Below are 25,429 nucleotides of genomic sequence, written 5' to 3'. Positions count from 1 at the left end.
CCCCTTAGCAGGGCCTAGACTCCCGTCCGTACACAGCGTCGAACAGGGCGCAACGAGATCATCGAGGCCAGGGAGCGAGGGGCGCGACGTGCCGGAACCGACCGTGCGCCAGATGCCGGTGTTGGCTGCCGACTACTTCCACAGCTATGCGGTCGTGGGCCTGCTCGCCGTGGTCGGCGTGCTGTTCGTCGCCGTGGCCTTCGGGGCCGGGCGGCTGCTGCGGCCCGTGGTACCGACGCCGGAGAAGCTCCTCACCTACGAGTGTGGCGTCGACCCGGTCGGCGAGGGCTGGGCCCACACCCAGGTCCGCTACTACGTCTACGCCTTCCTGTACGTGATCTTCGCCGTGGACTCGATCTTCCTCTTCCCCTGGGCGACCGTCTTCGCGGCCCCCGGCTACGGCGCGACCACCCTCGTCGAGATGTTCATCTTCCTCGGCTTCCTGGCCGTGGGACTGCTCTACGCATGGAAGAAGGGCGTCCTGGAATGGACGTGACGACTCCCGGACCCGCGTCGCAGCCCGTGCTGCTGCCCGAGCCGAAGAAGCTGGGCGTGCTCTCGCGCCTGGCCCCCGAGCCGATGAAGGTGGTCCTCAACTGGGGCCGCCGCTACAGCCTCTGGGTCTTCAACTTCGGCCTCGCCTGCTGCGCCATCGAGTTCATCGCGGCCTCCATGGCCCGCCACGACTTCATCCGGCTCGGCGTGATCCCCTTCGCGCCCGGACCGCGCCAGGCCGACCTCATGATCGTCTCCGGCACGGTGACGGACAAGATGGCGCCCGCGGTCAAGCGGCTCTACGAGCAGATGCCCGAGCCCAAGTACGTCATCTCCTTCGGCGCCTGCTCCAACTGCGGCGGCCCGTACTGGGATTCGTACTCGGTGACCAAGGGCGTGGACCAGATCATCCCGGTCGACGTGTACGTGCCCGGCTGCCCGCCCCGGCCCGAGGCGCTGCTCCAGGGCATCCTCAAGCTCCAGGAGAAGATCGCCCGCGAGTCGCTCGGTGAGCGGTACGCGAACGCGGCCACCCCCGCCCAGCTGACCAGCGGGCTCGTCGCCGCCCCGCCGACCCCGGGGGAGGACCGGGCGTGACCGCGTACGACACCCTGCCCGACGGCGTCACCGAGATCTTCGGCGCGGAGGCCACGGCGGAGGAGGCCTACGGGCTGCTCACCGTCGACGTGCCGGCCGGCTCCTGGATCGCCGCGCTCGAAATCGCCCGCGACAAGCTGGGCTGCACCTACTTCGACTGGCTGAGCGCCGTCGACGAGCCCGGCTCCGGCTTCCGGATCTGCGCGCACGTCGTCTCGCTCGGCGAGGGCCGGGTGCGCCGCCTGCTCGTGCGCACGACCGTGCCGCACTCGGCGCCGGTGCTGGCCTCCGCCATCGACGTCTACGCGGGCGCGGCCTGGCACGAGCGCGAGACCCACGAGATGTTCGGCGTGGACTTCAGTGACCACCCGCACCTGGTTCCGCTGCTCCTCCCCGAGAACTTCGAGGGCCACCCCCTGCGCAAGGACTTCGTCCTCGCGGCCCGCGTCGCCAAGGCGTGGCCGGGCGCGAAGGAGCCGGGGGAGTCGGAGCACGGCGGCCCCAAGCGCCGCCAGATGCTCCCGCCCGGCGTCCCCGACCCGAACGAATGGGGCCCCCTCAAGGGCCAGCTGCCCCCGGCCCCGGCCCGCCCGGCCCGCACCCCGCGTGCGGCCGGAGCGGCCGGAGCCGAACGCCCGGCCCGCGCGGCGGGGGAGCGCCCGGTGCGGCGCGCCCGAAGCGTGTCGGAGGGCTCGGCCTCACAGGCGCCCCCGGGCGGTACGGAGGGTGGCGTGACTCCGGCCGGTACGGAGGGTGCCGTGGCCCCGGAGCCCGCGCCTTCGGAAGCCCCCGCCGTACGCCCGAGGCGCACCCGCACCGCGAGCGAGGGCTCGGCGTCACAGACGACCCCGGCCGCTCCCGAGAGCCCGACCGCTCCCGAGGCCCCCGCTCCGGAGGGTCCCGGGGTCCCGACCGCTCCCGAGGCCCCCGGCCCCGCCGAGGTGGCCGACGCCCCGGAGGCTCCGGCCGCTCGGCCCCGGCGGAGCCGGAGCGCGAGCGAGGGCTCCGCCTCGCAGCAGGGCGGCGACGCCGAGAGGCGGGCCGCCGCTCCGCCCCGTACGCGCAGCTCGGACGCCCCCTGGCACAGCCCGAAACCCGCCTTCGGCGAGGAGGAGCCGGCGGCGAAGCCCGCCCCGGCACCCGCAGCCGAAGAGCCCGAGCCCCACGACCCCGCCGAACCCACCGACCCCGCCGGAGGCGAGCCGCGTGAATGACGCACTCGACGTCGCCGTCCGCCTCGTCGTCGTCTTCGTCGTGTTCCTGGTCCTCCCCCTCGTCGTCGGGCAGACCGAGCACAAGGTGATGGCGCACATGCAGGGCCGGCTCGGCCCGATGTACGCCGGCGGCTTCCACGGCTGGGCCCAGCTCGTCGCGGACGGCGTGAAGTTCGCCCAGAAGGAGGACATCGTCCCGGCGGCCGCCGACCGGCGCATCTTCCAACTCGCCCCCGCCGTAGCCCTGTTGCCCTACCTGCTCGTCCTCGTGGTGATCCCGATCGGCCCGAGTGAGGGTGCCGTCGGCCAGGTCGTCGACGCGGGCATCTTCTTCGTGCTCGCCGTGATGGGCGTGGGCGTGCTCGGCTCGCTGATGGCGGGCTGGGCCTCGGCCAACAAGTTCTCCCTCCTCGGCGGACTCCGTACCGCGGCCCAGCTGCTCGCGTACGAACTGCCGATGCTGCTCGCCGCCGCATCCGTGGCGATGGCGGCCGGTACCGTCTCGCTGCCCGGCATCCTCAACGCCTTCCACTGGTGGTGGCTGCCGTGGCAGATCGTCGGCGCCCTCGTCTTCTTCGTCGCGGGCCTCGCCGAACTCCAGCGCCCGCCCTTCGACATGCCCGTCGCCGACTCCGAGATCATCTTCGGCGCGTACACCGAGTACACGGGCCTGCGCTTCGCGCTGTTCCTGCTCGCCGAGTACGCCGGCATCGTCGTCCTGTGCGGCCTGACCACCGTCCTGTTCCTGGGCGGCTGGCACGGGCCGTGGGGCGCGGACGGCCTCGGCTGGGTCTGGACCCTGCTCAAGACGGCCGTACTCGCCTTCGTCGTGATCTGGCTCCGGGTCAGCTACCCCCGCCTCCGCGAGGACCAGCTGCAGAAGCTCGCCTGGACCACGCTCATCCCGCTCGCACTCGCGCAGATCGCGCTCACCGGCATCGTGAAGGTGGCGATCAGCTGATGTCTGAGTCCCTCCCGCCCACCCGGCCCCGTATCCCCGGTTCCGGCCTCGCCAAGGGCCTCGCCGTCACGCTCCGCACGATGACGAAGAAGACCGTCACCGCGCAGTACCCCGATGTCCAGCCCGAACTCCCGCCCCGCAGCCGGGGCGTGATCGGCCTGTTCGAGGAGAACTGCACGGTCTGCATGCTGTGCGCCCGCGAGTGCCCCGACTGGTGCATCTACATCGACTCCCACAAGGAGACGGTGCCCGCCGCCGTCGAGGGCGGCCGCGAACGCAGCCGCAATGTCCTCGACCGCTTCGCGATCGACTTCTCGCTGTGCATGTACTGCGGTATCTGCATCGAGGTGTGCCCCTTCGACGCGCTGTTCTGGTCCCCTGAGTTCGAGTACGCGGAGACGGACATCCACGAGCTCACCCACGAGCGCGACAAGCTGCGCGAGTGGATGTGGACGGTCCCGGCCCCGCCCGCGCTCGACCCCGGCGCCGAGGAGCCGAAGGAAGTCGCCGCCGCCCGCAAGGCCGCCGACAAGCTGGCCGCCGCGCAGGCGGCGGAGGCGGCGGAGGCAGCCGCGGCGCAGCAGGCCGCCGCCGAGCAGGCTGCCGCACAGGCCGATCAGGCGGCCGGTCCCGCCGAGGCGGCCGGGCCGTCCGAGGGCGCTGCTCCCTCGAACCCCACCGGCCCCACCGGCCCCACCGGCCCCACCGGCCCCACCGGCCCCAGTGACCCCACCCCGAACTCCGGCCCCGAGGGAGGCCAGTCATGAGCGCGACCCTCGCCCAGGCGGCCCTCACCGCACCGCAGGGCTTCCTGTCGCCGAACGGCGTGGAGATCGCCTTCCTCCTCGTCGGGATCGCCACCCTCGGCGCGGCCGTCATGACCGTCACGACCCGCCAGCTGGTGCACGCCGCGCTGTGGCTGGTCGTCGCGCTCGGCGGCCTGGCCGTGGAATACCTGCTGCTCACGGCCGAGTTCATCGCCTGGGTGCAGGTCCTCATCTACGTCGGTTCGATCGTGGTGCTCCTCCTGTTCGGTCTGATGCTCACCAAGGCCCCCATCGGCCGCTCCCCGGACGCCGACTCCGGCAACCGCTGGGTGGCCCTCGCGGTGGCCGTCGCCGCCGCCGGGACCCTGGTCTGGGTCGTCGTGGACGCCTTCCGCACCAGCTGGATCGACCTCGACGGACCGGCCCAGGGCTCGACCAAGGTGTCCGGCGAGATCCTCTTCCGGCACTGGGTGCTGCCCTTCGAGGCGCTGTCCGTGCTGCTCCTGGCCGCTCTGGTCGGCGCGATCGTGCTGTCCCGCAAGAGCGCCCCGGACGACGCCCCCGGTGATGCCCCGGCCGCCGCCCCCCGTGAGACGGAGTCGCGCTGATGCACCTCGCCTATCCCGCCGTGCTCGCCGTCCTCCTGTTCTGCACCGGTCTCTACGGCGTGCTCGCGCGCCGCAACGCGATCCTGGTCCTGATGTCCGTCGAGCTGATGCTCAACGCCGTCAACCTCAACCTCGTCGCCTTCGACGTCTGGCTGCGCGACACCCTCCACGGCGGTCAGGCGCTCACCCTGTTCACGATCGCCATCGCCGCCGCCGAGATCGGCATCGGCCTCGCGATCGTGCTCGCCGTGTACCGCAACCGCGGCACCTCCGACATCGACCGGCTCCGCGACACCGCCGAGGACCCCGGCCCCGACCCGGCCGAACCCGAAGACCCCGCCGCCCCGGCACAGAAGGCTGAGGCCGCCGCGTGACCACCACGACCCTCGCCGTCCTCGTCCCGCTCCTGCCGTTCCTCGGCGCCGCGGCCGGCCTGCTGCTCGGCCGACGCGCGCCCGGCTTCGTCCGCCCGCTCGCGGTGCTGCCGACGTTCGCCGCGTTCGTCCTCGCCGTCGTCGTCGCCGTGGACCAGGGCGGCGGCAAGGCGATCGACGCGGCCACCCGGCTCACCCCGACCGGCTCGGTGCCGATCGAACTCGCCCTCCACCTGGACGGGTTCGCGGTCCTCGTCGCCGTCCTGGTCGGCCTGGTCGCCACCTGCGTCCAGCTCTACTCGACGGGCTATCTGCGCGACGACCCGCGCTACACCTCGTACGCCGCGCTCGTCTCCCTCTTCACCTCCGCGATGCTGCTCGTCGTCTACTCCGGCGACCTGATGGTCCTCCTGGTCGGCTGGGAGATCATGGGCATCTGCTCGTACTTCCTGGTCGGCCACTACTGGGAGACCCCCGAGGCGCGGGCCGCCTCGCTGAAGGCCTTCCTGGTCACCAAGCTCGGCGACGTCCCCTTCCTCATCGGTCTGTTCGCGCTCGCCACCGACGCCGGTACGTTCCGGATCACCGGCGTCGTCCAGGCCGCCCTGACCGGCGGCATCGACCACCCCACCCTCATCGCCCTGCTGCTGCTCGCGGGCGTGGCCGGCAAGTCCGCCCAGTTCCCGCTGCACACCTGGCTGCCCGACGCGATGGCCGGCCCGACCCCGGTCTCCGCGCTGATCCACGCCGCGACGATGGTCGCCGCCGGCATCTACTTCGTGGCCCGGCTGCTGCCCGTCTTCGCCGCGTCCGCCGCCGCGATGACCGTGCTCGCCGTGATGGCCGCGATCACCATGGTCGGCTCGGGCCTCGCCGCGCTCGCCCAGGACGACATCAAGCGCGTCCTCGCCTACTCGACCATCGGCCAGCTCGGCTATCTGTCGGGCGCCCTGGCCGTCGGTGACCGCGGGGCCGCCGTCTTCCACCTCCTTTCGCACGGCGCGTTCAAGGCGCTGCTCTTCCTCGCCGCCGGCGTGGTCATCCACGCGGCCGGCACCAACTCCCTGACCGCCATGTCCCGCATGGGCGGCCTGGCCAAGCGCGTCCCCGACGCGTTCTGGACGATGACCGTCGCCCTGCTCGCGCTCGCCGCGATCCCGCCCTTCGCCGGCTTCTTCTCCAAGGAGGCCGTCCTGTCCGCCGCCGAGCACACCGCGCTCGGCGAGAGCCAGGTCGCCCCCTCCGGCGCCGGCTGGGTCGTGCTGATCGCCGGGCTCCTCGCCGCCCTCCTGACCGCCGCGTACGCGACCCGCCTGTGGCTGCTCGCCTTCCGCGGCAGGGGAGCGGAGGCCCCGGACCACGGGCGTCAGCCCTTCGTCATGAACGCCGTCCTGTGGGTGCTCGCCATCCCCTCCATCGGCTTCGGTCTCACCACCGGCTACCTCGGCGACTGGTTCGACGGACGCGCGCTCACCCCGGCCGTCACCACCGCCGTCCTGTCGACGGGCGTCGCCCTGGTCGGCGGCCTGGTCACCTACGCCGCCTGGCGCCACACCTCGGCCCTGGCCGCCCGCACCCCGATGGGCGCCGTCGCCGCCCACCCCGAGGGCGACGGGAGCCTCGTCGAGGAGGAGGCCATCGCCAGCCACACCGCGGTCTACGGCGACATCGCCTCCGCCCCCGACCCGGCCGACCCGGGCCGTCTCCTGCTCGGCCCGCTGCACCGCCACGCGGCCACCGGCTTCCACCTGGACGCCGTCTACTCCGCCCTGTTCGTCCGCCCCGTCCTGGCCGCGGCCGAGCTGGTCCGCTTCCTGGACCGGGAGGTCGTCGAGACGTACGTGCGCGCTGCGGGCGCCGGGCCGCGGTGGCTCGGCCGGGCCGTGCGCCGCGCGCAGAACGGCAATGTGCAGAGCTACCTCAGCGCGCTGCTGGCCGGCTCACTCGTCCTGGCGGCCGCCGTGGTCGTCCTTGCCAACGTCACCGCGGGGTCCTGAGCCGTGATCGATATGAGCGAGTCCGTGATGCAGTTCCTTCTGGCGTTCATCGTCGTCGTCCCCCTCATCGGCGCCGTGGCCGCCCTGCTCCCCGCCCCGCCCGGGCTCAGGGGCAAGGGACCCGACCAGGCCGTGCTCCGCCACGGCGTGACCGTGACCGGCGTGATCCTGGTCGCCGCGATCGTCCTCGCGCTCGGCTTCGACCACGGCCACCCGTCGAAGATGCAGGCCACGACGGACATCCAGTGGATCCCGGCGCTGAACGTCCACCTCCACCTCGGCGTCGACGGCATCTCACTCCCCCTCGTCGTCCTGACCGCGCTGCTGACCTTCCTCTGCGCGCTGTACAGCTACTTCAAGATGCCGCCGGGCCCGGGCCCGAAGGCGTTCGTCGCGCTCCTGCTCGTCCTGGAGTCCGGCACCCTCGCCACCTTCGCCGTCCTCGATCTCGTGCTGTTCTTCCTCGCGTTCGAGATGGTCCTCATCCCGATGTACTTCCTCATCGCCCGCTGGGGCGGGGCCGGGAGGACCGCCGCCGCCTGGAAGTTCATCCTCTACACCCTGCTCGGCTCCGTCGTCATGCTGCTCGGCCTGCTCCTGATCGGGCTCAAGGCGGGCACCTTCGACATGGTGGCACTCGCCACTGACAACGGCCGTGGACTGACCACGTCCGTGCAGGTCATCGCCGTTCTGGCGATCGGGATCGGGCTCGCGGTCAAGACCCCGATGTTCCCCCTGCACAGCTGGCTGCCGGACGCCCACACCGCCGCCCCGACCGTCGGCTCGGTGCTGCTGGCCGGCGTCCTCCTGAAGATGGGCACGTACGGGTTCGTGCGCATCGTGCTGCCGATCGCCCCGCACGGCATGCACACCTTCGCGCCGTATCTGGCCGCCTTCGCCGTCGCCGGGATCATCTACGGTTCGCTGGCCTGCCTCGCCCTCGCCAAGCAGGGCAACAAGGGCGACCTGAAGCGGCTCATCGCGTACTCCTCCGTCGGCCACATGGGCTTCGTGCTGCTCGGCATCGCCTCGATGACCCCGACCGGCGTGAACGGCGCGCTGTTCGCCAACATCGCCCACGGCCTCATCACGGGCCTGCTGTTCTTCCTGGTCGGCGCCCTCAAGGACCGCTACGGCACCGCCGACCTCGACACCCTGGCCGGCGCCACCGGAGCCGCTCTCTACGGCAGGGCGCCGCGCCTGGGCGGGCTCCTCGCCTTCGCGGCCGTCGCCTCCCTCGGGCTGCCCGGACTCGCCGGGTTCTGGGGCGAGATGCTCGCGATGTTCGGCGCGTTCGACCCGGCGGCCGGCCTCAGCCGCCCCGCCTTCCTCACCTTCGTGGCGATCGCCGCCCTCGGCACCCTGCTCACCGCCGCGTACCTGCTGGTCGTCGTGCGCCGGGTCTGCATGGGCGGCAAGCCCACCGAGGGCCCGCAACTCGCCGACATCCAGGGCTACGAGTTCGCCGCCTGGAGCCCGCTCGTCGCGCTCACCGTCCTCGCCGGGCTCTGGCCCGCGGTCCTCCTCGGCCTGACCGACCCGGCCGTCCAGAAGCTCCTCGCAGGAGGCAAGTCGTGACCCCCGACGTCACCATCGCGGCGGCCGGCACCGCAAGCCTGGTCCAGTCCGTCGACTGGGTCGCGATCGCACCGCCCCTGATCGCCGCCGCGGTCGCCCTGGTCGTCCTGCTCGCCGATCTGTTCCTGCCGCCCGCGCGCAAGCCGCTGCTCGGCTGGATCACCCTCGCGGGCCTGGTCGCGGCGCTGGCCGCGCTGGTGCCGCTGCGCACCGGCAGCCGCTCCACGTTCTGCCTGACCGCGAACCCGGACGCCTGCAGCTACACCGTCGACCAGTTCGCGTTCGTCATCCAGGCCCTGGTCCTCGGCGGCGCCCTGCTCACCGCCCTGCTCGCGATGAAGGACACCGAGGAGAAGCTCCCGGCGGGCGAGTTCTGGTTCCTGCTGCTGTCCTCGGCGGCCGGCGCGGCCCTGCTGCCCGCCGCCCGCGACCTCGCCACCCTCGTCGTCGCCCTGGAAGTCGCCTCGCTGCCCGCCTTCGCGCTCGTCGGGCTCAAGCGCGGCGACCGGCTGTCCTCCGAGGCGGCCCTGAAGTTCTTCCTGTCGTCGGTCACCGCCACCGCCGTGATGCTGCTCGGCGTCAGCTTCGTGTACGCGGCGACCGGCACCCTGCACCTCACGGAGATCGCCACCAAGCTCGCGGACGTCCCGGGACAGCTGGGCACCGTCGCCGAGACCGGCGTCGTGCTGACCCTGGTCGGCTTCGCCTTCAAGACGGCCGCGGCACCCTTCCACTTCTGGGTGCCCGACACCTATGTGGGCGCGCCGCTGCCCGTCGCCGCCTACCTCTCCGTCGTCGGCAAGGCGGTCGGCTTCTCCGGGCTGATCCTGGTGACCGTCGTCGCCTTCCCGGCGTACGCGGACGTGTGGGGTCCGGCCCTCGCGGTGCTCGCCGCCCTCACCATGACCATCGGCAACGCGGCCGCCGTGCGCCAGGCCTCGACCCGCGCCCACAGTGCGGTCCGGCTGCTCGCCTGGTCCTCGGTGGGCCAGGCCGGCTACCTCTTGGTGCCGATCGCGGCCGCCGCCTACTCCGGTGACAACAAGGTCGGCGCCACCGTCGCGTACGCCCTGATGTACGCCGTCGTGAACCTGGGCGCGTTCGCCGTGGCCGCCCTGGTCGCCCGCGGCAAGCCGCTGAACCGTCTCACCGACTACCGGGGCCTGTACGCCGAGCGCCCCCTGGCCGCCCTGGCCCTCGCCTTCTTCCTGCTGTGCCTCGCCGGACTCCCGCCGGGCATCATCGGCCTGTTCGCCAAGGTCACCGTGTTCTCGGCGGCCGTGGACGCGGGCCTCGGCTGGCTGGCGGTCGTCATGGCGGTCAACGTCGTCGTCGCCCTCTACTACTACCTGCGCTGGACCGCGATCCTGTTCCGCGCGCCGGAGACCGCCGTCGCGCCGGCCGAGCCGGCGGGGGAGCCGTCCGCGGCCGTCGGCGCGTCCTCGGGGCCGGTCGCGCAGCCCGTCCGCTCCCGCGTCCCCGCCCCCCTCGCGGTCGCCGTCGCGCTCACCGCGACCGTCGGCGTCGTCCTGTCGGGCCTGCCCCAACTGGCCCTGCACTTCGCCTCGGTGACCCTCTTCTGAGGAGGCGCCCTCCGGTGGGCGCGTGCGGGGCGCGCCGGGCACGGCGTGCCCCTCTTGCGGCCGCCGCCGCGTTTTGGCCAGCCTGGGGCGAGGGCACGGTTTGGTGCGTACGCCCTTGAGAAGGCACTGTCGTACGCGCACATCCGGGCGCGTACGCGGGTACGGCGGCGCGGAACCAGACGAGACACATCAGGGAGCAGAGCGGTGCTGAGCGGGTTCAAGGACTTCATCCTGCGCGGGAACATAGTGACGATGGCCGTCGGTCTGGCCGTCGGATCGGCCTTCACCGCGGTGGTCACGGGCTTCAGCACCGCGTTCATCACCCCGCTGATCGGCCTGGCCACCCGCTCGACCGGCGACTTCAGCACGGCGACCTTCACCGCCGAGGGCGTGACGTTCCCCTACGGCAAGTTCGTCGGCGCGGCCATCGCCTTCGTGATCACCGCCGCGGTGCTCTACTTCCTGGTCGTCGTGCCCATGATGAAGGTGCAGGCCCGCTTCGACCGGCGGGACAAGGACAAGCCGGTGGACATCAAGGCCGCGCTGCGCGACTGCCCCCGCTGCTACTCCCAGATCCCCGGCATCGCGAGCCGCTGCTCGTACTGCACCAGCGAGATCGAGCCGGACGAGAAGGCCCTGGAGATGGCCGGGCTGCCCGCCCAGCGCTGATCCACCCCGTACGGCGTAGCGCGCCCTCCAGCGCGCACAAGGGAACCCGCGTCCCCCGCCTGGCGTTGACCAGTACGGGAGAGTCCACTGGACAGTGGAAGGACCACCAGCGAAGGCTCCCCACCGCACCACTTGGAGGGCGTACCGTGCACCGCCGGCACAACGGGCTGAGGACCGCAGTCCTCCTCGGAGGACTGTCCGCGCTCATCATCGTCATCGGAGGCTTCTTCGGCCGTACCGGGCTGATCGTCGCGGTTCTGGTGGCGCTGGGCACCAATGCCTACGCGTACTGGAACAGCGACAAGCTGGCGCTGCGCGCCATGCGGGCCCGCCCGGTCAGCGAATTCGAGGCCCCGGCGCTCTATCGGATGGTCCGCGAGCTCTCGACGCAGGCCCGCCAGCCCATGCCCCGCCTGTACATCTCGCCGACGCAGGCCCCCAACGCATTCGCGACGGGCCGTAACCCGCGCAACGCGGCCGTGTGCTGCACGGAGGGGATCATGCAGATCCTCGACGAGCGGGAGCTGCGGGGCGTGATCGGACACGAGCTGAGCCACGTCTACAACCGGGACATCCTGATCTCCTCGGTCGCCGGCGCGCTCGCTTCGGTGATCATGTTCCTGGTCAACTTCGCGTGGCTGATCCCCGTCGGCCGCTCCAACGACGACGAGGGCCCCGGCATCTTCGGCATGCTCCTGGTCATGATCCTGGGCCCGCTCGCGGCCTCGGTCATCCAGCTCGCGATCAGCCGCTCCCGCGAGTACGAGGCGGACGCGTCCGGTGCCCAGCTCACCGGTGATCCACTGGCCCTGGCCAGTGCGCTGAGCAAGCTCGATGCGGGCACCAAGCAGCTGCCGCTGCCGCCCGAGCCGCGCATCGAGACGGCCAGCCACATGATGATCGCGAACCCCTTCCGTCCCGGCCAGGGAGTGTCCAGACTGTTCTCGACCCACCCGCCGATGGCGGAACGCATTGCCCGACTCGAACAAATGGCAGGTCGCCGCCCGTGAAGACAATCCTGAACATCATCTGGCTGATCCTGTGCGGCTTCTGGATGTTCCTCGGCTATCTGCTGGCAGGCGTGCTGCTGTGCATCACCATCATCGGCATCCCGTTCGGCATAGCGGCGTTCCGCATCGGCGTGTACGCCCTCTGGCCGTTCGGCTACACGGTCGTCGACCGGCGGGGCGCGGGCGCGCCCTCCTGCGTCGGCAACGTCCTGTGGCTGGTGCTGGCCGGCTGGTGGCTGGCGCTCGGCCACATCGTCACCGGCATCGCGCTGTGCGTCACGATCATCGGCATCCCGCTGGGCATCGCCAACTTCAAGCTGATCCCGGTGTCGTTGCTGCCCCTGGGCAAGGAGATCGTCCGCACGGACGAGCCGTTCGCCGCGCGCTGAGGGGCGAGCGGGTCGGGGTGCCGGGCGCGTGCTGAGCACCGGGGCGTGACGTCGCCCCGGGGTCCGGCCCTGTGTCCTGCACCGCACCCCGAAACGGGCCGCAACCGTGCGTGCCGCCAGGGCGTCTTCCCCCACGAACCGAATGGTTGCGGGGTTACGCAATACGGCAGATGCCCCGCGCTTGCGCGTACGAAAGGCAGGTTCCCGGCATGGGCATCGTCAGCTGGATCATCCTCGGCCTGCTCGCCGGGGCGATCGCCAAGATCCTGCTCCCCGGCCGCGACCCGGGCGGCCTGATCGGCACGACCCTCATCGGCGTCGCGGGCGCGTTCGTCGGCGGCTGGATATCGGCCCGCTGGCTGGACCGTCCGATCGCCAACCACTTCTACGACGGCGCCACTTGGGGAGCGGCCATCGGCGGCTCGCTCGTGCTGCTGATCATCTACCGCATCCTGTTCGGCAATTCGCGCAGCCGCTGACCGACGGGCCGCCGCGGCAAGGCCGTCAGCGGCCGAGCCCGGTGTCGCGCAGAGTGATGTTGAGCCGGCCGCGGGCCATGCCCGTGGCCGGCTCGCCCGTTCCCGGCAGCACCCTGGGCACGCCGTGATAGGCGAACCGGGACGGACCACCGAAGACGAACAGGTCGCCGGAGACCAGCTCCACATCGGTGTAGGGCCGCCCCCGGTTCTCGGTGTTGCCGAACCGGAAGACGCAGCTGTCCCCGATGCTGAGCGAGACGACGGGCGCGTCGGACTTCTCGTCCTTGTCCTGGTGCAGCCCCATCCTGGCGTTGTCGTCGTAGAAGTTGATGAGCGCGGTGTCGGGCGCATAGCGCGCCGCCGCGTCGTCGTCGCCATAGGCGGCGGCCACCGCGGAGCGCCCCAACTCGCCCAGCCAGTCAGGGAATTGAGCGACGGGAAGCCCGTTCACGTCATCGGCGACGCGGGTGTACCGATACGGCTGCCAGTGCCACCCGACACACACTGTCCGCACGGACATGACGCCGCCGCCCGGCAGCTCGGTGCGTCGGATCGGCACGGGACCCCGGGCCCACTCCCGGCAGGCGGCGACGAGCTCCTGCTGGCGCTCGAGAGGGAGCCAGCCCGGCACGTGGACCGCACCCGGCGCGACCTCGACCCGCTCGGGCCGAGGCAGCCGGAACAGCCCCTCGTTCATGACACCAGGGCGCCTTCGAGCCCCAGCAGCGCCTGCTTCCGCTCCAGGCCGCCCGCGTACCCCTTGAGGGAGCCGTCGGAGCCGATCACGCGATGGCAGGGCCGCACCACGAGCAGCGGGTTGCGCCCGATCGCGGTGCCCACCGCCCGCACCAGCACGGAGGAAGCGCCGATCCGCCGGGCGATCTCACCGTACGAGACCGTCGTCCCGTACTCGATCGCGTCCAGCTCGGCCCAGACCTGGCGCTGGAAGTCGGTGCCGGGGGCGCTAGCGGCGTACTCGATGTCGAACCGGGTCAGCTCGCCGGCGAAGTACGCCCGCAGCTGCGCGGCGATCCCGGCGAAGGCGTCGGGCGCGTGCCGCCATCCGTCCAGGACGGCGGCGCCGCCCTTCTGGCCCGGCACGGAGAGCGATACCAGCGCGGTCCCGCCCGGCGCGGTGGCGGACTCCTCCCCGACGAGGAGCAGCTCGCCCAAGGGGCTCTCGAGGGTCGCGTAGACAGTCATCGCACATTCCCTTCCTTGTGTACGACATCGAGTCTGCGACCCCCGAGCGCCCGGCGCTGGCGGAATTCGGACACCACGTCCGGGCCGCCGGCGCGCGGGGCGAACCGGGTCAGCGGTAGTTGACGAACTGGATGGCGAAGTCGAAGTCCTTGCCCTTGAGCAGGGCCTGAACGGCCTGCAGGTCGTCACGGCTCTTCGAGGAGACGCGCAGCTCGTCGCCCTGCGCCTGCGCCTTGACGCCCTTGGGGCCCTCGTCGCGGATGACCTTCGCGACCTTCTTGGCGTTCTCCTGGGAGATGCCCTCCTCGATGGAGGCGAAGATCTTGTACTCCTTGCCGGACAGCTGCGGCTCGCCCGCGTCCAGCGACTTCAGGGAGATCCCGCGCTTGATCAGCTTGGTCTCGAAGATGTCGAGGATCGCCTTGACCCGCTCCTCGCCGTTCGCCTGCATCAGGATCTTCTCGCCGGACCACGAGATCGAGGCGTCGGTGCCCTTGAAGTCGTAGCGCTGCGAGATCTCCTTCGCGGCCTGGTTGAGGGCGTTGTCGACCTCCTGCCGCTCGACCTTCGAGACGATGTCGAAACTGGAGTCGGCCATGTCCTGTGGCTCCTTGGTTCGGTTGGTGTCGGGGTGCGCACGAGCCCTGTGGCCGAACGCGCGGCGACCCGGCCCCACTGCCGAACCACCGCCCCAAAGCCTAGCCACCCCGTCCCCGGCACAGCGCTGATCAATGGGGTGGCGAAGCACCCCTGGGCATCAGGTATCGTTTACGTCGTTGCCACGGAGCACCGCCGAAAAGCGGGAATCCGGAGGCGACATCCCATGGCGGTGTGCCCGAGTGGCCAATGGGAACGGACTGTAAATCCGTCGGCTTAGCCTACCCAGGTTCGAATCCTGGCGCCGCCACACTGGGTGAGACCCCTGGTGACCTGCAAAGGTCACCAGGGGTCTCTTCGTTGTGCGGCGGAGGCGCCACCGACCGCCCTGCTGCAGACGTGCCGGAGGCAGCCGTTTAGGGTCGCGGGGGACTGGCCCGTGGGGGGACCAGGGGCAGGTGGGGGCGTATGCGTAATCGACGATTTGTGGTCTGTGGGGCGGCGGTGGCCGGGCTTCTGGTGGCCGGGTGCGGGGGCTCCGGCGCGGATGCGCCCCGGGACGTCGGGAAGCTCCTGGACGGAGCGAGTGCGCGGCCCTGTTCGGCTGAACTGCAGGCGACGTCACTGCGGGACGGCGTGCAGGTCTATCGGTCGTGGGGGCGGATGAACCTCAACGGCCCGCTCACGGGACGGTTCGACGATCAAGTCAAGGGTCATCCGGTTGAGGACGTCGTCATCACGGCCACCCGTGTCTACCGGCGCCCCGTGACGGGCGGCGGCTCCTGGACGTCCTTCGACGCCTCCACGGCCGAGGGCGGAATCCCCGTCAAGAACCTCCGTGGCTATGCGCGTCTGCTGCTCGACCACGGCGCCCGGGCCGTCGACGGCGACGACGAGGGAACCGGTCCCACGCAGCGCCTGTCGGCCCGGATCGCGTCCGCCGACCTGAAGGGGGTCGACCCCATCGCCGCGGGTAATCTCGACGGCGTCGGGTCCGTCGCCAGCGACCTGTGGGTCGACGGGCGGGGGCGCGTGGTGCGCGTGGAGCAGCAGCTCCACGCGCCTGACGGCTCGGCGATCAAGAACACCCTCACCCTGCGCGACTTCGGGGACCCGACGAGCGTCACAGCCCCCGGCTAGTCCCGCCGGCTCAGTTCCCCGCCACGCCCTTCACGGCCACCGTCACCGGTGCCGAGCCGCTGATCAGCTCCAGGGTGAGGCCTGCCGTGGCGGGGGAGTCGACGAGTTCGGCCAGGACCGCGGCCACGTCGTCGCGGGGGATCGTGCCGCGGCCGGTCGAGGCGGCCAGGGTCACCAGGCCCTTGCCGGCGTCGTTGGTCAGCATGCCGGGGCGCAGGACCGTCCAGTCCAGGTTCTTGTGGGAGCGCACGGCGTCGTCGGCGGCGCCCTTCGCCCGCAGGTAGTCGTCGAAGACCTCGTCACCCTGGTGGGAGGAGTCCGCGCCCATCGACGACACGATGACGTAGCGGCGCACGCCCGCCCGTTCCGCCGCGTCCGCGAGCAGGACCGCCGCCGCCCGGTCCACCGTCTCCTTGCGGGAGGCGTCGCTGCCCGGGCCCGCGCCCGCCGCGAACACCACCGCGTCCGCGCCCTGGAGCGCCTGCGCGACGGCGTCCACCGTCGCGGACTCCAGGTCGAGGACGACCGGCTCAGCGCCGACTTCCCTCAGGTCGTCCGCCTGTTCCGGCTTGCGGATGATGCCCGCCACCTCGTCGCCGCGCGCCGCCAGCAGGCGTTCGAGACGCAGCGCGATCTGACCATGACCTCCAGCGATGACAATGCGCATGGTCACGACGGTACGCGGAGTTGCCGCGGCTCGCCGGTGGAGCGTCAGCCGGGCTCGCCGCGCCCGGCCTCCGTGCGGCCCTGCCGGGGCAGGTCGAGGGCGACGGCCGCGGCCGAGTCGCAGTACTCGCGCACCGCGCTCGTGCGGGCCACCACCCGGCCGCGGTGGACGACGATGCGGCTGTAGGCGAGCGAGAGGACGCCCGCGATGCGTTCGCCGCGCACGGCGAGCAGTTCGGCGGGGAAGCCCGCCTCGACCCGCACCTCGGGCAGGCCCATCGACTCGCGGGCCACCGTGCTGATCGCCGCGTACGCGTCCTCGGGGCGCATCCCGGCCTGGGAGGCGAGGAGGTAGGCGGCCTCCAGCGGGTCGCCCCGCCCGACCGGGTTGGAGACGTCGCGCAAGGCACCGCTTCCGGCGGCCAGTCGGACCCCGGCAGCCCTCAACAGCCTTACAGGTGCGGCTCCTTGACGGTCCGTCATTCCGCAGCCGCCCTGCGGGAGGCAGGTCACCGACACGCCTGCGGAGGCGAGTTGATCGGCGGCCCGGGCCGCGGTGTCGCGCGGGAGTCGGGACAGCCCGCCGCAGGGACCGATCGTGACGCCGGGGCGCAGGCCGCCGGACATGGCCGCGAGCCGCGCGAGGCGCGCCGGGTCGGCGCCGTCGGTGTGCAGATCGACCGCGCAGCCGTGCTCGGCGGCGAGCTCCAGGACGGCCTGGGCGTACCCGGCCGGGTCGGCGTCCAGATCCGGGCAGCCGCCCACCACGGAGGCGCCCATCTTGACCGCGTCGCGCAGCATGGCGAGACCGTCCGCGCCGGCCACCCCGGTGAGCAGGCGCGGCACGGCGACCACCGCGAGCTCGGTGAGGCCGCGCAGGGAGCGCCGGGTCTGGAGCACCGCCTCCAGCGGATCGAGCCCGCTGACCTCGTCGATGCGCACGTGCGAGCGCAGCGCGGTGGCGCCGTGGCCCAGCTGCAGCAGGGCGGCCTCGGTGGCCCGGCGCTGGACCTCCTCGACCGCGTACGAGACCGGGCCTTCCGCGCTGAAGGCGGTCAGGGCGGTGTCGCTGTGGGCGTGCGGCTCGGCGGGGGCCGGCAGCAGCAGGAATCCGTTCAGGTCCACGCGCGAGGAGCCGTTCGCGGTGAGGCTGCCCGCGGTGCCCACCGCCTCGATGCGTCCGCCGCCCAGCCGTACGTCCACGGTGCGCCCGTCGGCGAGCCTGGCGCCGCACAGCAGCAGCGAGGAGCCGGCGGTGGCGTCGGGGCCTTCGCCGGTGCCGGGGGAGTGGGCCGGCTGCTGGTGGCTGTCGGACATCGCGCTCCTGGTCGGGCTCGGGTGATCGGGCTCGGGCGGGCATGATCACGCAGCGTGAGGCGAGCCTAGGGGCGGCCACGGCGTGCATCGAGGAGGAGCGCAATAGTCGTACCGGTGTGGCCCTGAGTGGCCTACGGGACGGCTGGGGCGGGGCCTCGGAATGCCTGCTCGCGGGCGGCACGAAACGGATTTGGGCGATCGGCGAGAGAGCGTGTAATGTCTTCCTCGCTCGCCCCAATAGCTCAGTCGGTAGAGCGTCTCCATGGTAAGGAGAAGGTCTACGGTTCGATTCCGTATTGGGGCTCTGGTGCGGAAGCCCTCACCTTCGGGTGAGGGACTCCGTGTCAAAGCGGTGTAGCTCAGTCGGTAGAGCAAGCGGCTCATAATCGCTGTGTCACCGGTTCAAGTCCGGTCACCGCTACAAGCAGTAGCCGATTGTGGGGTCGGTCCTTCGATCGGCTACTCTTTTATGCGTTCATCCGTCAACCCGTCCGTCAAGGAGCACTCACGTGGCTGCCACCGACGTCCGCCCGAAGATCACGCTGGCCTGCGTGGAGTGCAAGGAGCGGAACTACATCACCAAGAAGAACCGGCGTAACAACCCGGACCGTCTTGAGATGAAGAAGCACTGCCCGCGCTGCAACTCGCACACCGCGCACCGCGAGACCCGCTAACCACGGCGTCTGGCACTCAGGCTCGTTCGAGAGGCCGTCCCCCACACCGGGGGGCGGCCTCTCGGCGTTGTCCGGTGCGCGGGAACGCAGAGCCGCCGTACGACTAGATTCTCCGTAGACCGCACCACCACCCTGATCCGCAGGAGGTAGCCGCCCGATGGCGCTCGACCAGTCTTTCGTGGGGCGGACCTATCCGCCCACCGCCCCGTACGAGGTCGGCCGCGAGAAGATCCGCGAGTTCGCGGTGGCGGTCGGGGACGAGAACCCCGCCTACACCGACCCGGAAGCGGCCAAGGCGCTGGGGCACACCGATGTCATCGCGCCGCCGACCTTCGTGTTCGCCATCACGTTCGGCGCGGCGGGCCAGGTCGTCCAGGACCCGCAGCTGGGCCTGGACTACAGCCGGGTGGTGCACGGCGACCAGAAGTTCGCGTACAGCCGTCCGGTCCGCGCGGGCGACCGGCTGACGGTCACCTCCACCATCGACGCGATCAAGTCCCTTGCGGGCAACGACATCCTGGACATCCGGGGCGAGGTCCACGACGAGGCCGGCGAGCACGTCGTGACCGCCTGGACCAAGCTGGTGTCCCGAGCGGCCGAGGGGGCCTGACATGACCGCGAAGATCCGTTACGAGGACGTCGAGCCCGGCACCGAGCTGCCGGCCGCGTCCTTCCCCGTGACCCGCGCCACGCTCGTGCAGTACGCGGGCGCGTCCGGCGACTTCAACCCGATCCACTGGAACGAGAAGTTCGCGAAGGAGGTCGGGCTGCCCGACGTCATCGCGCACGGCATGTTCACGATGGCCGAGGCGATCCGTGTGGTCACGGACTGGGCCGGCGACCCGGGCGCGGTCGCGGAGTACGGCGTCCGCTTCACCAAGCCGGTCGTCGTCCCCAACGACGAGACCGGCGCGCTGATCGAGGTCACCGCCAAGGTCGCGGCGAAGCTCGACGACGAGGCCCGCACCGTCCGGGTGGACCTCACCGCCACGAGCGCGGGCCAGAAGGTCCTGGGCATGTCCCGGGCCGTCGTCCGCCTGGCCTGAGCCGCGTAGAGCGCGTACGGGAGCCAGGGGGCTCGGGGAAACCCGGACCCGTGGCCCCCGGCCCGCCCACCGGAAGCCACCCGCGCCGCCTGCCGCAGGGCGGCGCACCCCTGTCGGACCGCACCCGTACGCTGGACCCCGTGCAGGAACTCCACGACGCCCCCCTCGCCCCCCTGACCACCCTCCGCCTCGGCGGCCCGGCGGACCGGCTCGTCACCGCCACCACCGACGCCGAGGTCGTCGCCGCCGTGCGCGAGGCGGACGACAGCGGCACCCCGCTCCTGATCATCGGCGGCGGCAGCAACCTGCTCATCGGGGACAAGGGCTTCGCCGGTACCGCCCTGCGCATCGCCACCCGCGGCTTCGAGCTCGACGGCACCCGCCTCGAACTCGCCGCGGGCGAGGTGTGGAGCGACGCGGTGGCCCGCAGCGTGGAGGCCGGGCTGGCCGGCATCGAGTGCCTCGCCGGCATCCCCGGCTCGGCCGGCGCGACCCCGATCCAGAACGTCGGGGCGTACGGGCAGGAAGTCTCCAGCACCATCACGCACGTCGTTGCCTACGACCGCGTCGAGGGCGCCACCGTCACGCTCAGCAACGCCGAGTGCGCCTTCTCGTACCGGCACAGCAGCTTCAAGCAGCACCCCGACCGCTATGTCGTGCTCCGCGTCGGCTTCGAGCTGGAGGACGCCGGGGGGCTCTCGGCGCCGGTCAAGTACGCCGAGACCGCTCGCACGCTGGGCGTCGAGCCCGGTGACCGCGTCCCGGCCGCCACCGCCCGCGAAACCGTCCTGAAGCTGCGCGCGGGCAAGGGCATGGTGCTCGACCCGGAGGACCACGACACCTGGTCGGCGGGCTCGTTCTTCACCAACCCGATCCTGCCCAACGAGGCCTACGCCGCGTTCCTCGCCCGTGCCCAGCAGCGCCTCGGCGCCGATGTGACGCCGCCCGCGTGGCCCGTGGGCGCCGACCGCACGAAGACCTCGGCGGCCTGGCTGATCGACAAGGCGGGCTTCACCAAGGGGTACGGGACGGGGCCCGCCCGCATCTCCACGAAGCACACGCTCGCCCTGACGAACCGCGGCGGCGCCACCACCGAGGACCTCCTCGGCCTGGCCCGCGACGTGGTGGCCGGGGTGGAGCTGGCCTTCGGCGTGACCCTGGTGAACGAGCCGGTGGCGGTCGGGGTGGAAATCTAGCCCCGGTCCGGTCGTACGGTCCGCCGCGCGCCCCCGGGCGCCGGTCGGCGCCCGGGGGTCAGCTCTTCAGCCAGTCGGCCACGCCGGCCAGCAGCTTCTCCCGGGTGTCCGGCGGTGCGGCCGAGCCGCGGATCGACTGGCGGGCCAGCTCGGCCAGTTCGGGGTCGGTGAAGTCGTGGTGCCGGCGGGCGATGTCGTACTGATCGGCCAGCCGGGAACCGAAGAGCAAGGGGTCGTCCGCGCCCAGGGCCATCGGGACACCGGCGTCGTACAGCACCCGCAGCGGCACGTCCTCGGGCTTCTCGTAGACGCCGAGGGCGACGTTGGACGCGGGGCAGACCTCGCACGTGATGCCCTTCTCGGCGAGGCGGCGCAGCAGGCGGGGGTCCTCGGCGGCCCGCACCCCGTGCCCGACCCGCCGCGCGTGCAGGTCGTCGAGGCAGTCCCGCACCGACGACGGGCCGGAGAGCTCGCCCCCGTGCGGGGCCGCCAGCAGCCCGCCCTCGCGCGCGATCGCGAAGGCGCGGTCGAAGTCCCTCGCCATGCCCCGGCGTTCGTCGTTGGACAGACCGAACCCGACCACCCCGCGATCGGCGTAGCGGACCGCGAGCCGGGCCAGGGTGCGCGCGTCGAGGGGATGCTTCATGCGGTTGGCCGCGACCACCACGCGCATGCCGAGCCCGGTCTCGCGCGAGGCCGAGTCGACCGCGTCCAGGATGATCTCCAGGGCCGGGATCAGACCGCCGAGCAGCGGGGCGTACGAGGTCGGGTCGACCTGGATCTCCAGCCACCCGGAACCGTCCCGGACGTCTTCCTCGGCCGCCTCGCGCACCAGGCGCTGAATGTCCTCGGGGGCGCGCAGACACGAGCGCGCGGTGTCGTAGAGGCGCTGGAAGCGGAACCAGCCGCGCTCGTCGGTGGCCCGCAGCTTCGGCGGCTCGGCGCCGGTCAGCGCCTCGGGCAGCCGGACGCCGTACTTGTCGGCGAGCTCCAGCAGGGTCGAGGGCCGCATCGACCCGGTGAAGTGCAGATGCAGATGGGCCTTCGGCAGATCTCGTACGTCGCGAACGTGCTCCATCCAGGGATCTTGCCGCACCCGGCCGGAATCCGGCAGCCCCTTTCCCCGATCGGGACCGGCCCCGAACGCAGAAACGGGCCCCACCGGGGCCCGCTCCCACCACACGATCCGCCGGAACCTAGTCGCGGGCCTCGGCCAGCAGCTTCTGGATCCGCGAGACGCCCTCGACGAGGTCCTCGTCGCCCAAGGCGTACGAGAGCCGCAGGTAGCCCGGTGTGCCGAAGGCCTCGCCGGGGACGACCGCGACCTCGGCCTCGTCCAGGATCAGCGCGGCGAGCTCGGCCGAGGTCGCCGGGCGCTTGCCGCGGATCTCCTTGCCGAGCAGGCCCTTGACCGACGGGTAGGCGTAGAACGCGCCCTCGGGCGTGGGACAGATCACGCCGTCGATCTCGCCCAGCATGCGCACCATGGTCGCGCGCCGCCGGTCGAAGGACTCCCGCATCTTCGCGACCGCGTCCAGGTTCCCGGAGACGGCGGCGAGCGCCGCGATCTGCGCCACGTTGGAGACGTTGGACGTGGCGTGCGACTGGAGGTTGGTCGCGGCCTTTACGACGTCCTTCGGGCCGATGATCCAGCCCACCCGCCAGCCGGTCATCGCGAAGGTCTTGGCGACGCCGTTGACGACGATGCACTTGTCGCGCAGCTCCGGCACGATCGCGGGCAGCGAGGTGAACGCGGCGCTGCCGTACACCAGGTGCTCGTAGATCTCGTCCGTCATCACCCACAGGCCGTGCTCGACGGCCCAGCGCCCGATGGCCTCCGCGTCGGCCTCGCTGTAGACGGCGCCGGTCGGGTTGGACGGGGAGACGAACAGGACGACCTTCGTCCGCTCCGTGCGGGCCGCCTCCAACTGCTCCACCGACACCCGGTACCCGGTCGTCTCGTCGGCCACGACGTCCACCGGGACACCGCCCGCGAGCCGGATCGACTCGGGGTAGGTGGTCCAGTACGGGGCCGGGACGATGACCTCGTCGCCCGGGTCGAGGATCGCCGCGAAGGCCTCGTAGATCGCCTGCTTGCCGCCGTTGGTCACCAGGACCTGCGAGGCGTCGACCTCGTAGCCGGAGTCGCGCAGCGTCTTCGCGGCGATCGCGGCCTTGAGCTCGGGCAGGCCCCCGGCCGGCGTGTAGCGGTGGTACTTCGGGTTGCGGCAGGCCTCGACCGCGGCCTCGACGATGTAGTCGGGCGTCGGGAAGTCGGGCTCGCCCGCGCCGAAGCCGATGACCGGACGTCCGGCGGCCTTGAGGGCCTTGGCCTTGGCGTCGACGGCGAGGGTCGCGGACTCGGAGATGGCACCGATGCGCGCGGAGACCCGGCGCTCGGTGGGGGAGGAAGGCGGGGGAGTTGCAGCGCTCATGCGGGCCATGGTCCCAGACCTCCAACGGCCCGGACACCCGCGTTTCACGGACCGGTCAGCATGTGGACAGGAGTCCGAGAGCCCTTCTCGCAGAGGCCCTGCGGAGGCCGTGGGAAGGCCGTGGGAAGGCCTGGGGCGGGCGCCGAGAAGGCCGGGAGGAGGACGGGACGGCGGCGGCCGGGAGGGGTTCGGGAGGAAGCTGTTCGACGCCGGGCCCCTGACCACGTACACTCACTGCCTGTTGGTCCTCACCAACCGCACCACCACATGCGGTAGGTTGGGGGAACCACAAAGGGTCGTAGCTCAATTGGTAGAGCACTGGTCTCCAAAACCAGCGGTTGGGGGTTCAAGTCCCTCCGGCCCTGCTACACACACCTTCGCCAGGATGTGTGCGCATGTACGTACTTCAATGCACCGCCGTGCGGCTCCACCGGGCGCGGCACGGCCATGACCCGGAATCAGGTGAGAAGCGTGACGGACGCCGTGGGCTCCATCGACATGCCTGATGCCCAGGACGAGGCAGCGGAGTCCAAGGATTCGAAGAAGAAGGCCCGCAAGGGCGGCAAGCGCGGCAAGAAGGGCCCTGTGGGCCGTCTCGCGCTCTTCTACCGGCAGGTTGTTGCCGAACTCCGTAAAGTTGTCTGGCCGACACGCAGCCAGCTGACGACGTACACCACGGTCGTGATCGTGTTCGTCGTCATCATGATCGGCATTGTGACGTTGATTGACTCCGGCTTCTCGCAGGTAGTCAAGTACGTCTTCGGCTGATCGCGAAGGGCGCCCCTCATCGGCGCCCCTTTCGCATGTTCCACCCCATCTGTAGCCAGGAAGAAGCAGCCACCGTGTCTGACCCGAACCTGAACGACGCCTCCGAGTCGGTCGAGTCCGTCGAGGACGAGCTCGAGATCATCGAGGCGGCCGACGAGGACGAGGCCGAGGCTGCCGACGCCGCTGCGGGCGAAGCGGCCGAAGAGGCTGCCCTGCACGTCGACTCCGATGACGTCGAGGCCGAAGAGGCCGAGGCCTCCGACGTGACCGAGGACGCGACCGACGAGGACGCATCCGACGAGGCCGAGGCCTCCGTCGAGGACGAGGACGTCGAGTCCGAGGAGTCCACCGAGGATGACGAGCCGGCGGAGCCCGCCGCCCCCGTCGACCCGGTCGAGGCCCTGCGCCAGGAGCTCCGCTTCCTGCCCGGCGAGTGGTACGTCATCCACACGTACGCCGGTTACGAGAAGCGTGTGAAGGCCAACCTCGAACAGCGTGCCGTCTCGCTGAACGTCGAGGAGTTCATCTACCAGGCCGAGGTCCCCGAAGAGGAGATCGTCCAGATCAAGAACGGCGAGCGCAAGAACGTCCGGCAGAACAAGCTGCCTGGTTACGTTCTCGTCCGCATGGATCTGACGAACGAGTCCTGGGGCGTCGTCCGCAACACCCCCGGTGTCACCGGCTTCGTGGGCAACGCCTACGACCCGTACCCGCTGACGCTCGACGAGATCGTCAAGATGCTCGCCCCCGAGGCCGAGGAGAAGGCCGCCCGCGAGGCCGCCGAGGCCGAGGGCAAGCCCGCTCCGCAGCGCAAGGTCGAGGTCCAGGTCCTGGACTTCGAGGTGGGCGACTCGGTCACCGTCACCGACGGCCCGTTCGCGACGCTGCAGGCGACCATCAACGAGATCAACGCCGACTCGAAGAAGGTCAAGGGCCTCGTCGAGATCTTCGGCCGCGAGACCCCGGTCGAGCTCAGCTTCGACCAGATCCAGAAGAACTGACGCCTTCCGGCAACCCGGAACGCTTTCTGGAACCAGCACTTCCGAGCAGGTCAGAGGAGCTCTCGCAGCCCCTCTGACCTGCTCGGTTTTTAGCCGCGCAGCTATACCCGTTATCGTTGTGCGGTATGCCTCCATCCGGTTGATCGGATGAAGGCGGTTCACTCTCACTAGGACCCGGAGAGAGCAATGCCTCCCAAGAAGAAGAAGGTCACGGGGCTTATCAAGCTCCAGATCAACGCCGGTGCGGCGAACCCGGCCCCGCCGGTCGGCCCCGCGCTCGGCCAGCACGGCGTCAACATCATGGAGTTCTGCAAGGCCTACAACGCCGCGACCGAGTCGCAGCGTGGCTGGGTGATCCCGGTGGAGATCACGGTCTACGAAGACCGCTCCTTCACCTTCATCACCAAGACGCCGCCGGCCGCGAAGATGATCCTCAAGGCCGCTGGTGTCGAGAAGGGCTCCGGCGAGCCCCACAAGACCAAGGTCGCGAAGATCACCGAGGCCCAGGTTCGCGAGATCGCCACGACGAAGCTCGCCGACCTGAACGCCAACGACCTCGACGCCGCGTCGAAGATCATCGCCGGCACCGCCCGTTCCATGGGCATCACGGTCGAGGGCTGATCTCAGCTCACCCCCGTTTGACCTCCAGTGGTAGGGCCAAGCGC

General features: G+C 71.3%; 29 protein-coding genes and 4 tRNA genes. 26 read left to right on the top strand and 7 right to left on the bottom strand.

Features of this window, described 5'->3' with window-relative positions; all coding sequences use genetic code 11:
* The first annotated feature begins 112 nt into the window (after nt 1-112).
* From IE267_RS03290 to IE267_RS03225, 14 genes are all read left to right on the top strand, one after another.
* Nucleotides 113-496: an NADH-quinone oxidoreductase subunit A gene (locus tag IE267_RS03290; RefSeq protein WP_100578212.1), complete on the top strand. Its 384-nt coding sequence runs from the start codon at nt 113-115 to the stop codon at nt 494-496.
* On the top strand, nt 487-1,092 hold the full coding sequence (locus IE267_RS03285; RefSeq protein WP_161247389.1) for an NADH-quinone oxidoreductase subunit B: 606 nt from the start codon (nt 487-489) through the stop codon (nt 1,090-1,092). Before IE267_RS03290 ends, IE267_RS03285 begins: the two co-directional genes overlap by 10 nt.
* Nucleotides 1,089-2,306: an NADH-quinone oxidoreductase subunit C gene (locus tag IE267_RS03280; protein ID WP_189762071.1), complete on the top strand. Its 1,218-nt coding sequence runs from the start codon at nt 1,089-1,091 to the stop codon at nt 2,304-2,306. The genes IE267_RS03285 and IE267_RS03280 overlap by 4 nt, the downstream gene beginning before the upstream one ends.
* Nucleotides 2,299-3,267, top strand: a complete 969-nt coding sequence (locus tag IE267_RS03275; RefSeq protein ID WP_161244368.1) for a complex I subunit 1/NuoH family protein — start codon at nt 2,299-2,301, stop codon at nt 3,265-3,267. Before IE267_RS03280 ends, IE267_RS03275 begins: the two co-directional genes overlap by 8 nt.
* Nucleotides 3,267-4,034, top strand: coding sequence for a NuoI/complex I 23 kDa subunit family protein (locus IE267_RS03270; RefSeq protein WP_189762070.1), 768 nt, complete (start codon nt 3,267-3,269; stop codon nt 4,032-4,034). The genes IE267_RS03275 and IE267_RS03270 overlap by 1 nt, the downstream gene beginning before the upstream one ends.
* A complete protein-coding gene (locus tag IE267_RS03265; RefSeq protein ID WP_229860603.1) occupies nt 4,031-4,642 on the top strand; it encodes an NADH-quinone oxidoreductase subunit J family protein in 612 nt (203 codons plus the stop codon). Before IE267_RS03270 ends, IE267_RS03265 begins: the two co-directional genes overlap by 4 nt.
* Nucleotides 4,642-5,016, top strand: a complete 375-nt coding sequence (gene nuoK, locus IE267_RS03260) for an NADH-quinone oxidoreductase subunit NuoK (RefSeq protein ID WP_167157702.1) — start codon at nt 4,642-4,644, stop codon at nt 5,014-5,016. The genes IE267_RS03265 and nuoK overlap by 1 nt, the downstream gene beginning before the upstream one ends.
* Complete coding sequence (locus IE267_RS03255) at nt 5,013-7,013, top strand: NADH-quinone oxidoreductase subunit 5 family protein (RefSeq protein WP_189762069.1); 2,001 nt, start codon at nt 5,013-5,015, stop codon at nt 7,011-7,013. The genes nuoK and IE267_RS03255 overlap by 4 nt, the downstream gene beginning before the upstream one ends.
* 3 nt (nt 7,014-7,016) lie before the next feature.
* Nucleotides 7,017-8,591 (top strand): complex I subunit 4 family protein, encoded by a 1,575-nt coding sequence (locus IE267_RS03250; protein ID WP_189762068.1) that lies wholly within the window; start codon nt 7,017-7,019, stop codon nt 8,589-8,591.
* Nucleotides 8,588-10,174 (top strand): NADH-quinone oxidoreductase subunit N, encoded by a 1,587-nt coding sequence (locus IE267_RS03245; RefSeq protein WP_229860601.1) that lies wholly within the window; start codon nt 8,588-8,590, stop codon nt 10,172-10,174. Before IE267_RS03250 ends, IE267_RS03245 begins: the two co-directional genes overlap by 4 nt.
* A gap of 204 nt (nt 10,175-10,378) precedes the next feature.
* Nucleotides 10,379-10,843 (top strand): large conductance mechanosensitive channel protein MscL, encoded by a 465-nt coding sequence (locus IE267_RS03240; protein ID WP_161248622.1) that lies wholly within the window; start codon nt 10,379-10,381, stop codon nt 10,841-10,843.
* A gap of 146 nt (nt 10,844-10,989) precedes the next feature.
* Nucleotides 10,990-11,853: a zinc metalloprotease HtpX gene (htpX, locus tag IE267_RS03235; RefSeq protein ID WP_161248620.1), complete on the top strand. Its 864-nt coding sequence runs from the start codon at nt 10,990-10,992 to the stop codon at nt 11,851-11,853.
* Nucleotides 11,850-12,242 (top strand): YccF domain-containing protein, encoded by a 393-nt coding sequence (locus IE267_RS03230; protein ID WP_161248618.1) that lies wholly within the window; start codon nt 11,850-11,852, stop codon nt 12,240-12,242. Before htpX ends, IE267_RS03230 begins: the two co-directional genes overlap by 4 nt.
* A gap of 209 nt (nt 12,243-12,451) precedes the next feature.
* Complete coding sequence (locus tag IE267_RS03225) at nt 12,452-12,721, top strand: GlsB/YeaQ/YmgE family stress response membrane protein (RefSeq protein ID WP_161248616.1); 270 nt, start codon at nt 12,452-12,454, stop codon at nt 12,719-12,721.
* Between the two features lie 25 nt (nt 12,722-12,746).
* Here the strand turns inward: IE267_RS03225 and IE267_RS03220 are convergent, their stop codons facing one another.
* From IE267_RS03220 to IE267_RS03210, 3 genes are all read right to left on the bottom strand, one after another.
* The gene (locus IE267_RS03220) at nt 12,747-13,418 is read right to left on the bottom strand and encodes an alpha-ketoglutarate-dependent dioxygenase AlkB family protein (protein ID WP_189762067.1); all 672 of its coding nucleotides are present in this window, start codon (nt 13,416-13,418) and stop codon (nt 12,747-12,749) included.
* Entirely contained in the window at nt 13,415-13,924 is a 510-nt protein-coding gene (locus IE267_RS03215; RefSeq protein WP_167157692.1) for a methylated-DNA--[protein]-cysteine S-methyltransferase, read from the bottom strand. The genes IE267_RS03220 and IE267_RS03215 overlap by 4 nt, the downstream gene beginning before the upstream one ends.
* A gap of 109 nt (nt 13,925-14,033) precedes the next feature.
* A complete protein-coding gene (locus IE267_RS03210) occupies nt 14,034-14,522 on the bottom strand; it encodes a YajQ family cyclic di-GMP-binding protein (protein ID WP_189762066.1) in 489 nt (162 codons plus the stop codon).
* A gap of 227 nt (nt 14,523-14,749) precedes the next feature.
* On the opposite strand from IE267_RS03210, the gene IE267_RS03205 reads away from it, so the two are divergent.
* Together IE267_RS03205 and IE267_RS03200 are read left to right on the top strand one after the other, a co-directional pair.
* Nucleotides 14,750-14,831, top strand: a tRNA-Tyr gene (locus IE267_RS03205).
* Between the two features lie 158 nt (nt 14,832-14,989).
* On the top strand, nt 14,990-15,661 hold the full coding sequence (locus tag IE267_RS03200) for a LolA-like protein (RefSeq protein WP_189762065.1): 672 nt from the start codon (nt 14,990-14,992) through the stop codon (nt 15,659-15,661).
* A 10-nt stretch (nt 15,662-15,671) separates the two neighbouring features.
* On the opposite strand, the gene IE267_RS03195 is transcribed toward IE267_RS03200, so the two are convergent.
* The gene (locus IE267_RS03195; RefSeq protein ID WP_161248610.1) at nt 15,672-16,328 is read right to left on the bottom strand and encodes an SDR family oxidoreductase; all 657 of its coding nucleotides are present in this window, start codon (nt 16,326-16,328) and stop codon (nt 15,672-15,674) included.
* Nucleotides 16,329-16,372: 44 nt separating this feature from the next.
* Nucleotides 16,373-17,644 (bottom strand): amidohydrolase family protein, encoded by a 1,272-nt coding sequence (locus IE267_RS03190; protein WP_189762064.1) that lies wholly within the window; start codon nt 17,642-17,644, stop codon nt 16,373-16,375.
* 231 nt (nt 17,645-17,875) lie between these two features.
* Between IE267_RS03190 and IE267_RS03185 the strand changes: the two genes are divergently transcribed.
* From IE267_RS03185 to IE267_RS03160, 6 genes are all read left to right on the top strand, one after another.
* Nucleotides 17,876-17,948: transfer RNA gene (locus tag IE267_RS03185), tRNA-Thr, on the top strand.
* Between the two features lie 44 nt (nt 17,949-17,992).
* Nucleotides 17,993-18,065: transfer RNA gene (locus IE267_RS03180), tRNA-Met, on the top strand.
* 88 nt (nt 18,066-18,153) lie between these two features.
* A complete protein-coding gene (rpmG, locus tag IE267_RS03175; protein ID WP_003956487.1) occupies nt 18,154-18,318 on the top strand; it encodes a 50S ribosomal protein L33 in 165 nt (54 codons plus the stop codon).
* A 157-nt stretch (nt 18,319-18,475) separates the two neighbouring features.
* Nucleotides 18,476-18,928 (top strand): MaoC family dehydratase N-terminal domain-containing protein, encoded by a 453-nt coding sequence (locus IE267_RS03170; RefSeq protein WP_167157684.1) that lies wholly within the window; start codon nt 18,476-18,478, stop codon nt 18,926-18,928.
* Nucleotide 18,929: 1 nt separating this feature from the next.
* Nucleotides 18,930-19,364, top strand: a complete 435-nt coding sequence (locus IE267_RS03165; protein WP_189762063.1) for a MaoC family dehydratase — start codon at nt 18,930-18,932, stop codon at nt 19,362-19,364.
* A 140-nt stretch (nt 19,365-19,504) separates the two neighbouring features.
* Nucleotides 19,505-20,560: a UDP-N-acetylmuramate dehydrogenase gene (locus tag IE267_RS03160; protein ID WP_189762062.1), complete on the top strand. Its 1,056-nt coding sequence runs from the start codon at nt 19,505-19,507 to the stop codon at nt 20,558-20,560.
* A gap of 58 nt (nt 20,561-20,618) precedes the next feature.
* Here the strand turns inward: IE267_RS03160 and IE267_RS03155 are convergent, their stop codons facing one another.
* Complete coding sequence (locus tag IE267_RS03155; RefSeq protein ID WP_161244503.1) at nt 20,619-21,638, bottom strand: adenosine deaminase; 1,020 nt, start codon at nt 21,636-21,638, stop codon at nt 20,619-20,621.
* Between the two features lie 118 nt (nt 21,639-21,756).
* The gene (locus IE267_RS03150; protein ID WP_161244504.1) at nt 21,757-22,995 is read right to left on the bottom strand and encodes a pyridoxal phosphate-dependent aminotransferase; all 1,239 of its coding nucleotides are present in this window, start codon (nt 22,993-22,995) and stop codon (nt 21,757-21,759) included.
* Between the two features lie 292 nt (nt 22,996-23,287).
* Between IE267_RS03150 and IE267_RS03145 the strand changes: the two genes are divergently transcribed.
* From IE267_RS03145 to rplK, 4 genes are all read left to right on the top strand, one after another.
* Nucleotides 23,288-23,360, top strand: a tRNA-Trp gene (locus IE267_RS03145).
* 106 nt (nt 23,361-23,466) lie between these two features.
* On the top strand, nt 23,467-23,763 hold the full coding sequence (gene secE / locus IE267_RS03140; protein WP_161244505.1) for a preprotein translocase subunit SecE: 297 nt from the start codon (nt 23,467-23,469) through the stop codon (nt 23,761-23,763).
* Between the two features lie 74 nt (nt 23,764-23,837).
* Nucleotides 23,838-24,764 carry a transcription termination/antitermination protein NusG gene (gene nusG, locus IE267_RS03135; RefSeq protein ID WP_189762061.1) on the top strand — a complete coding sequence of 309 codons (927 nt, stop codon included), beginning with the start codon at nt 23,838-23,840 and terminating at the stop codon, nt 24,762-24,764.
* A 186-nt stretch (nt 24,765-24,950) separates the two neighbouring features.
* Complete coding sequence (gene rplK / locus IE267_RS03130) at nt 24,951-25,385, top strand: 50S ribosomal protein L11 (protein ID WP_053731185.1); 435 nt, start codon at nt 24,951-24,953, stop codon at nt 25,383-25,385.
* Nucleotides 25,386-25,429 lie beyond the last annotated feature (44 nt).

Source organism: Streptomyces xanthochromogenes (assembly GCF_014650455.1).
GTDB classification, from domain to species: Bacteria; Actinomycetota; Actinomycetes; order Streptomycetales; family Streptomycetaceae; genus Streptomyces; species Streptomyces xanthochromogenes.
Note: the sequence above shows the minus strand (reverse complement) of the source record. Positions and strands in the feature narration are given on the sequence as shown.

Bases quoted from the DNA above. Each gene is read 5' to 3' on its own strand.
- IE267_RS03270 (WP_189762070.1), top strand. From the start codon at position 3,267: ATGTCTGAGTCCCTCCCGCCCACCCGGCCCCGTATCCCCGGTTCCGGC.
- IE267_RS03200 (WP_189762065.1), top strand. From the start codon at position 14,990: ATGCGTAATCGACGATTTGTGGTCTGTGGGGCGGCGGTGGCCGGGCTT.
- IE267_RS03165 (WP_189762063.1), top strand. From the start codon at position 18,930: ATGACCGCGAAGATCCGTTACGAGGACGTCGAGCCCGGCACCGAGCTG.
- nuoK (WP_167157702.1), top strand. From the start codon at position 4,642: ATGCACCTCGCCTATCCCGCCGTGCTCGCCGTCCTCCTGTTCTGCACC.
- rplK (WP_053731185.1), top strand. From the start codon at position 24,951: ATGCCTCCCAAGAAGAAGAAGGTCACGGGGCTTATCAAGCTCCAGATC.
- IE267_RS03215 (WP_167157692.1), bottom strand. From the start codon at position 13,924: ATGACTGTCTACGCGACCCTCGAGAGCCCCTTGGGCGAGCTGCTCCTC.
- IE267_RS03265 (WP_229860603.1), top strand. From the start codon at position 4,031: ATGAGCGCGACCCTCGCCCAGGCGGCCCTCACCGCACCGCAGGGCTTC.
- IE267_RS03155 (WP_161244503.1), bottom strand. From the start codon at position 21,638: ATGGAGCACGTTCGCGACGTACGAGATCTGCCGAAGGCCCATCTGCAT.
- IE267_RS03220 (WP_189762067.1), bottom strand. From the start codon at position 13,418: ATGAACGAGGGGCTGTTCCGGCTGCCTCGGCCCGAGCGGGTCGAGGTC.
- IE267_RS03195 (WP_161248610.1), bottom strand. From the start codon at position 16,328: ATGCGCATTGTCATCGCTGGAGGTCATGGTCAGATCGCGCTGCGTCTC.
- IE267_RS03170 (WP_167157684.1), top strand. From the start codon at position 18,476: ATGGCGCTCGACCAGTCTTTCGTGGGGCGGACCTATCCGCCCACCGCC.
- IE267_RS03285 (WP_161247389.1), top strand. From the start codon at position 487: ATGGACGTGACGACTCCCGGACCCGCGTCGCAGCCCGTGCTGCTGCCC.
- IE267_RS03190 (WP_189762064.1), bottom strand. From the start codon at position 17,644: ATGTCCGACAGCCACCAGCAGCCGGCCCACTCCCCCGGCACCGGCGAA.
- IE267_RS03150 (WP_161244504.1), bottom strand. From the start codon at position 22,995: ATGAGCGCTGCAACTCCCCCGCCTTCCTCCCCCACCGAGCGCCGGGTC.
- IE267_RS03225 (WP_161248616.1), top strand. From the start codon at position 12,452: ATGGGCATCGTCAGCTGGATCATCCTCGGCCTGCTCGCCGGGGCGATC.
- IE267_RS03210 (WP_189762066.1), bottom strand. From the start codon at position 14,522: ATGGCCGACTCCAGTTTCGACATCGTCTCGAAGGTCGAGCGGCAGGAG.
- IE267_RS03290 (WP_100578212.1), top strand. From the start codon at position 113: ATGCCGGTGTTGGCTGCCGACTACTTCCACAGCTATGCGGTCGTGGGC.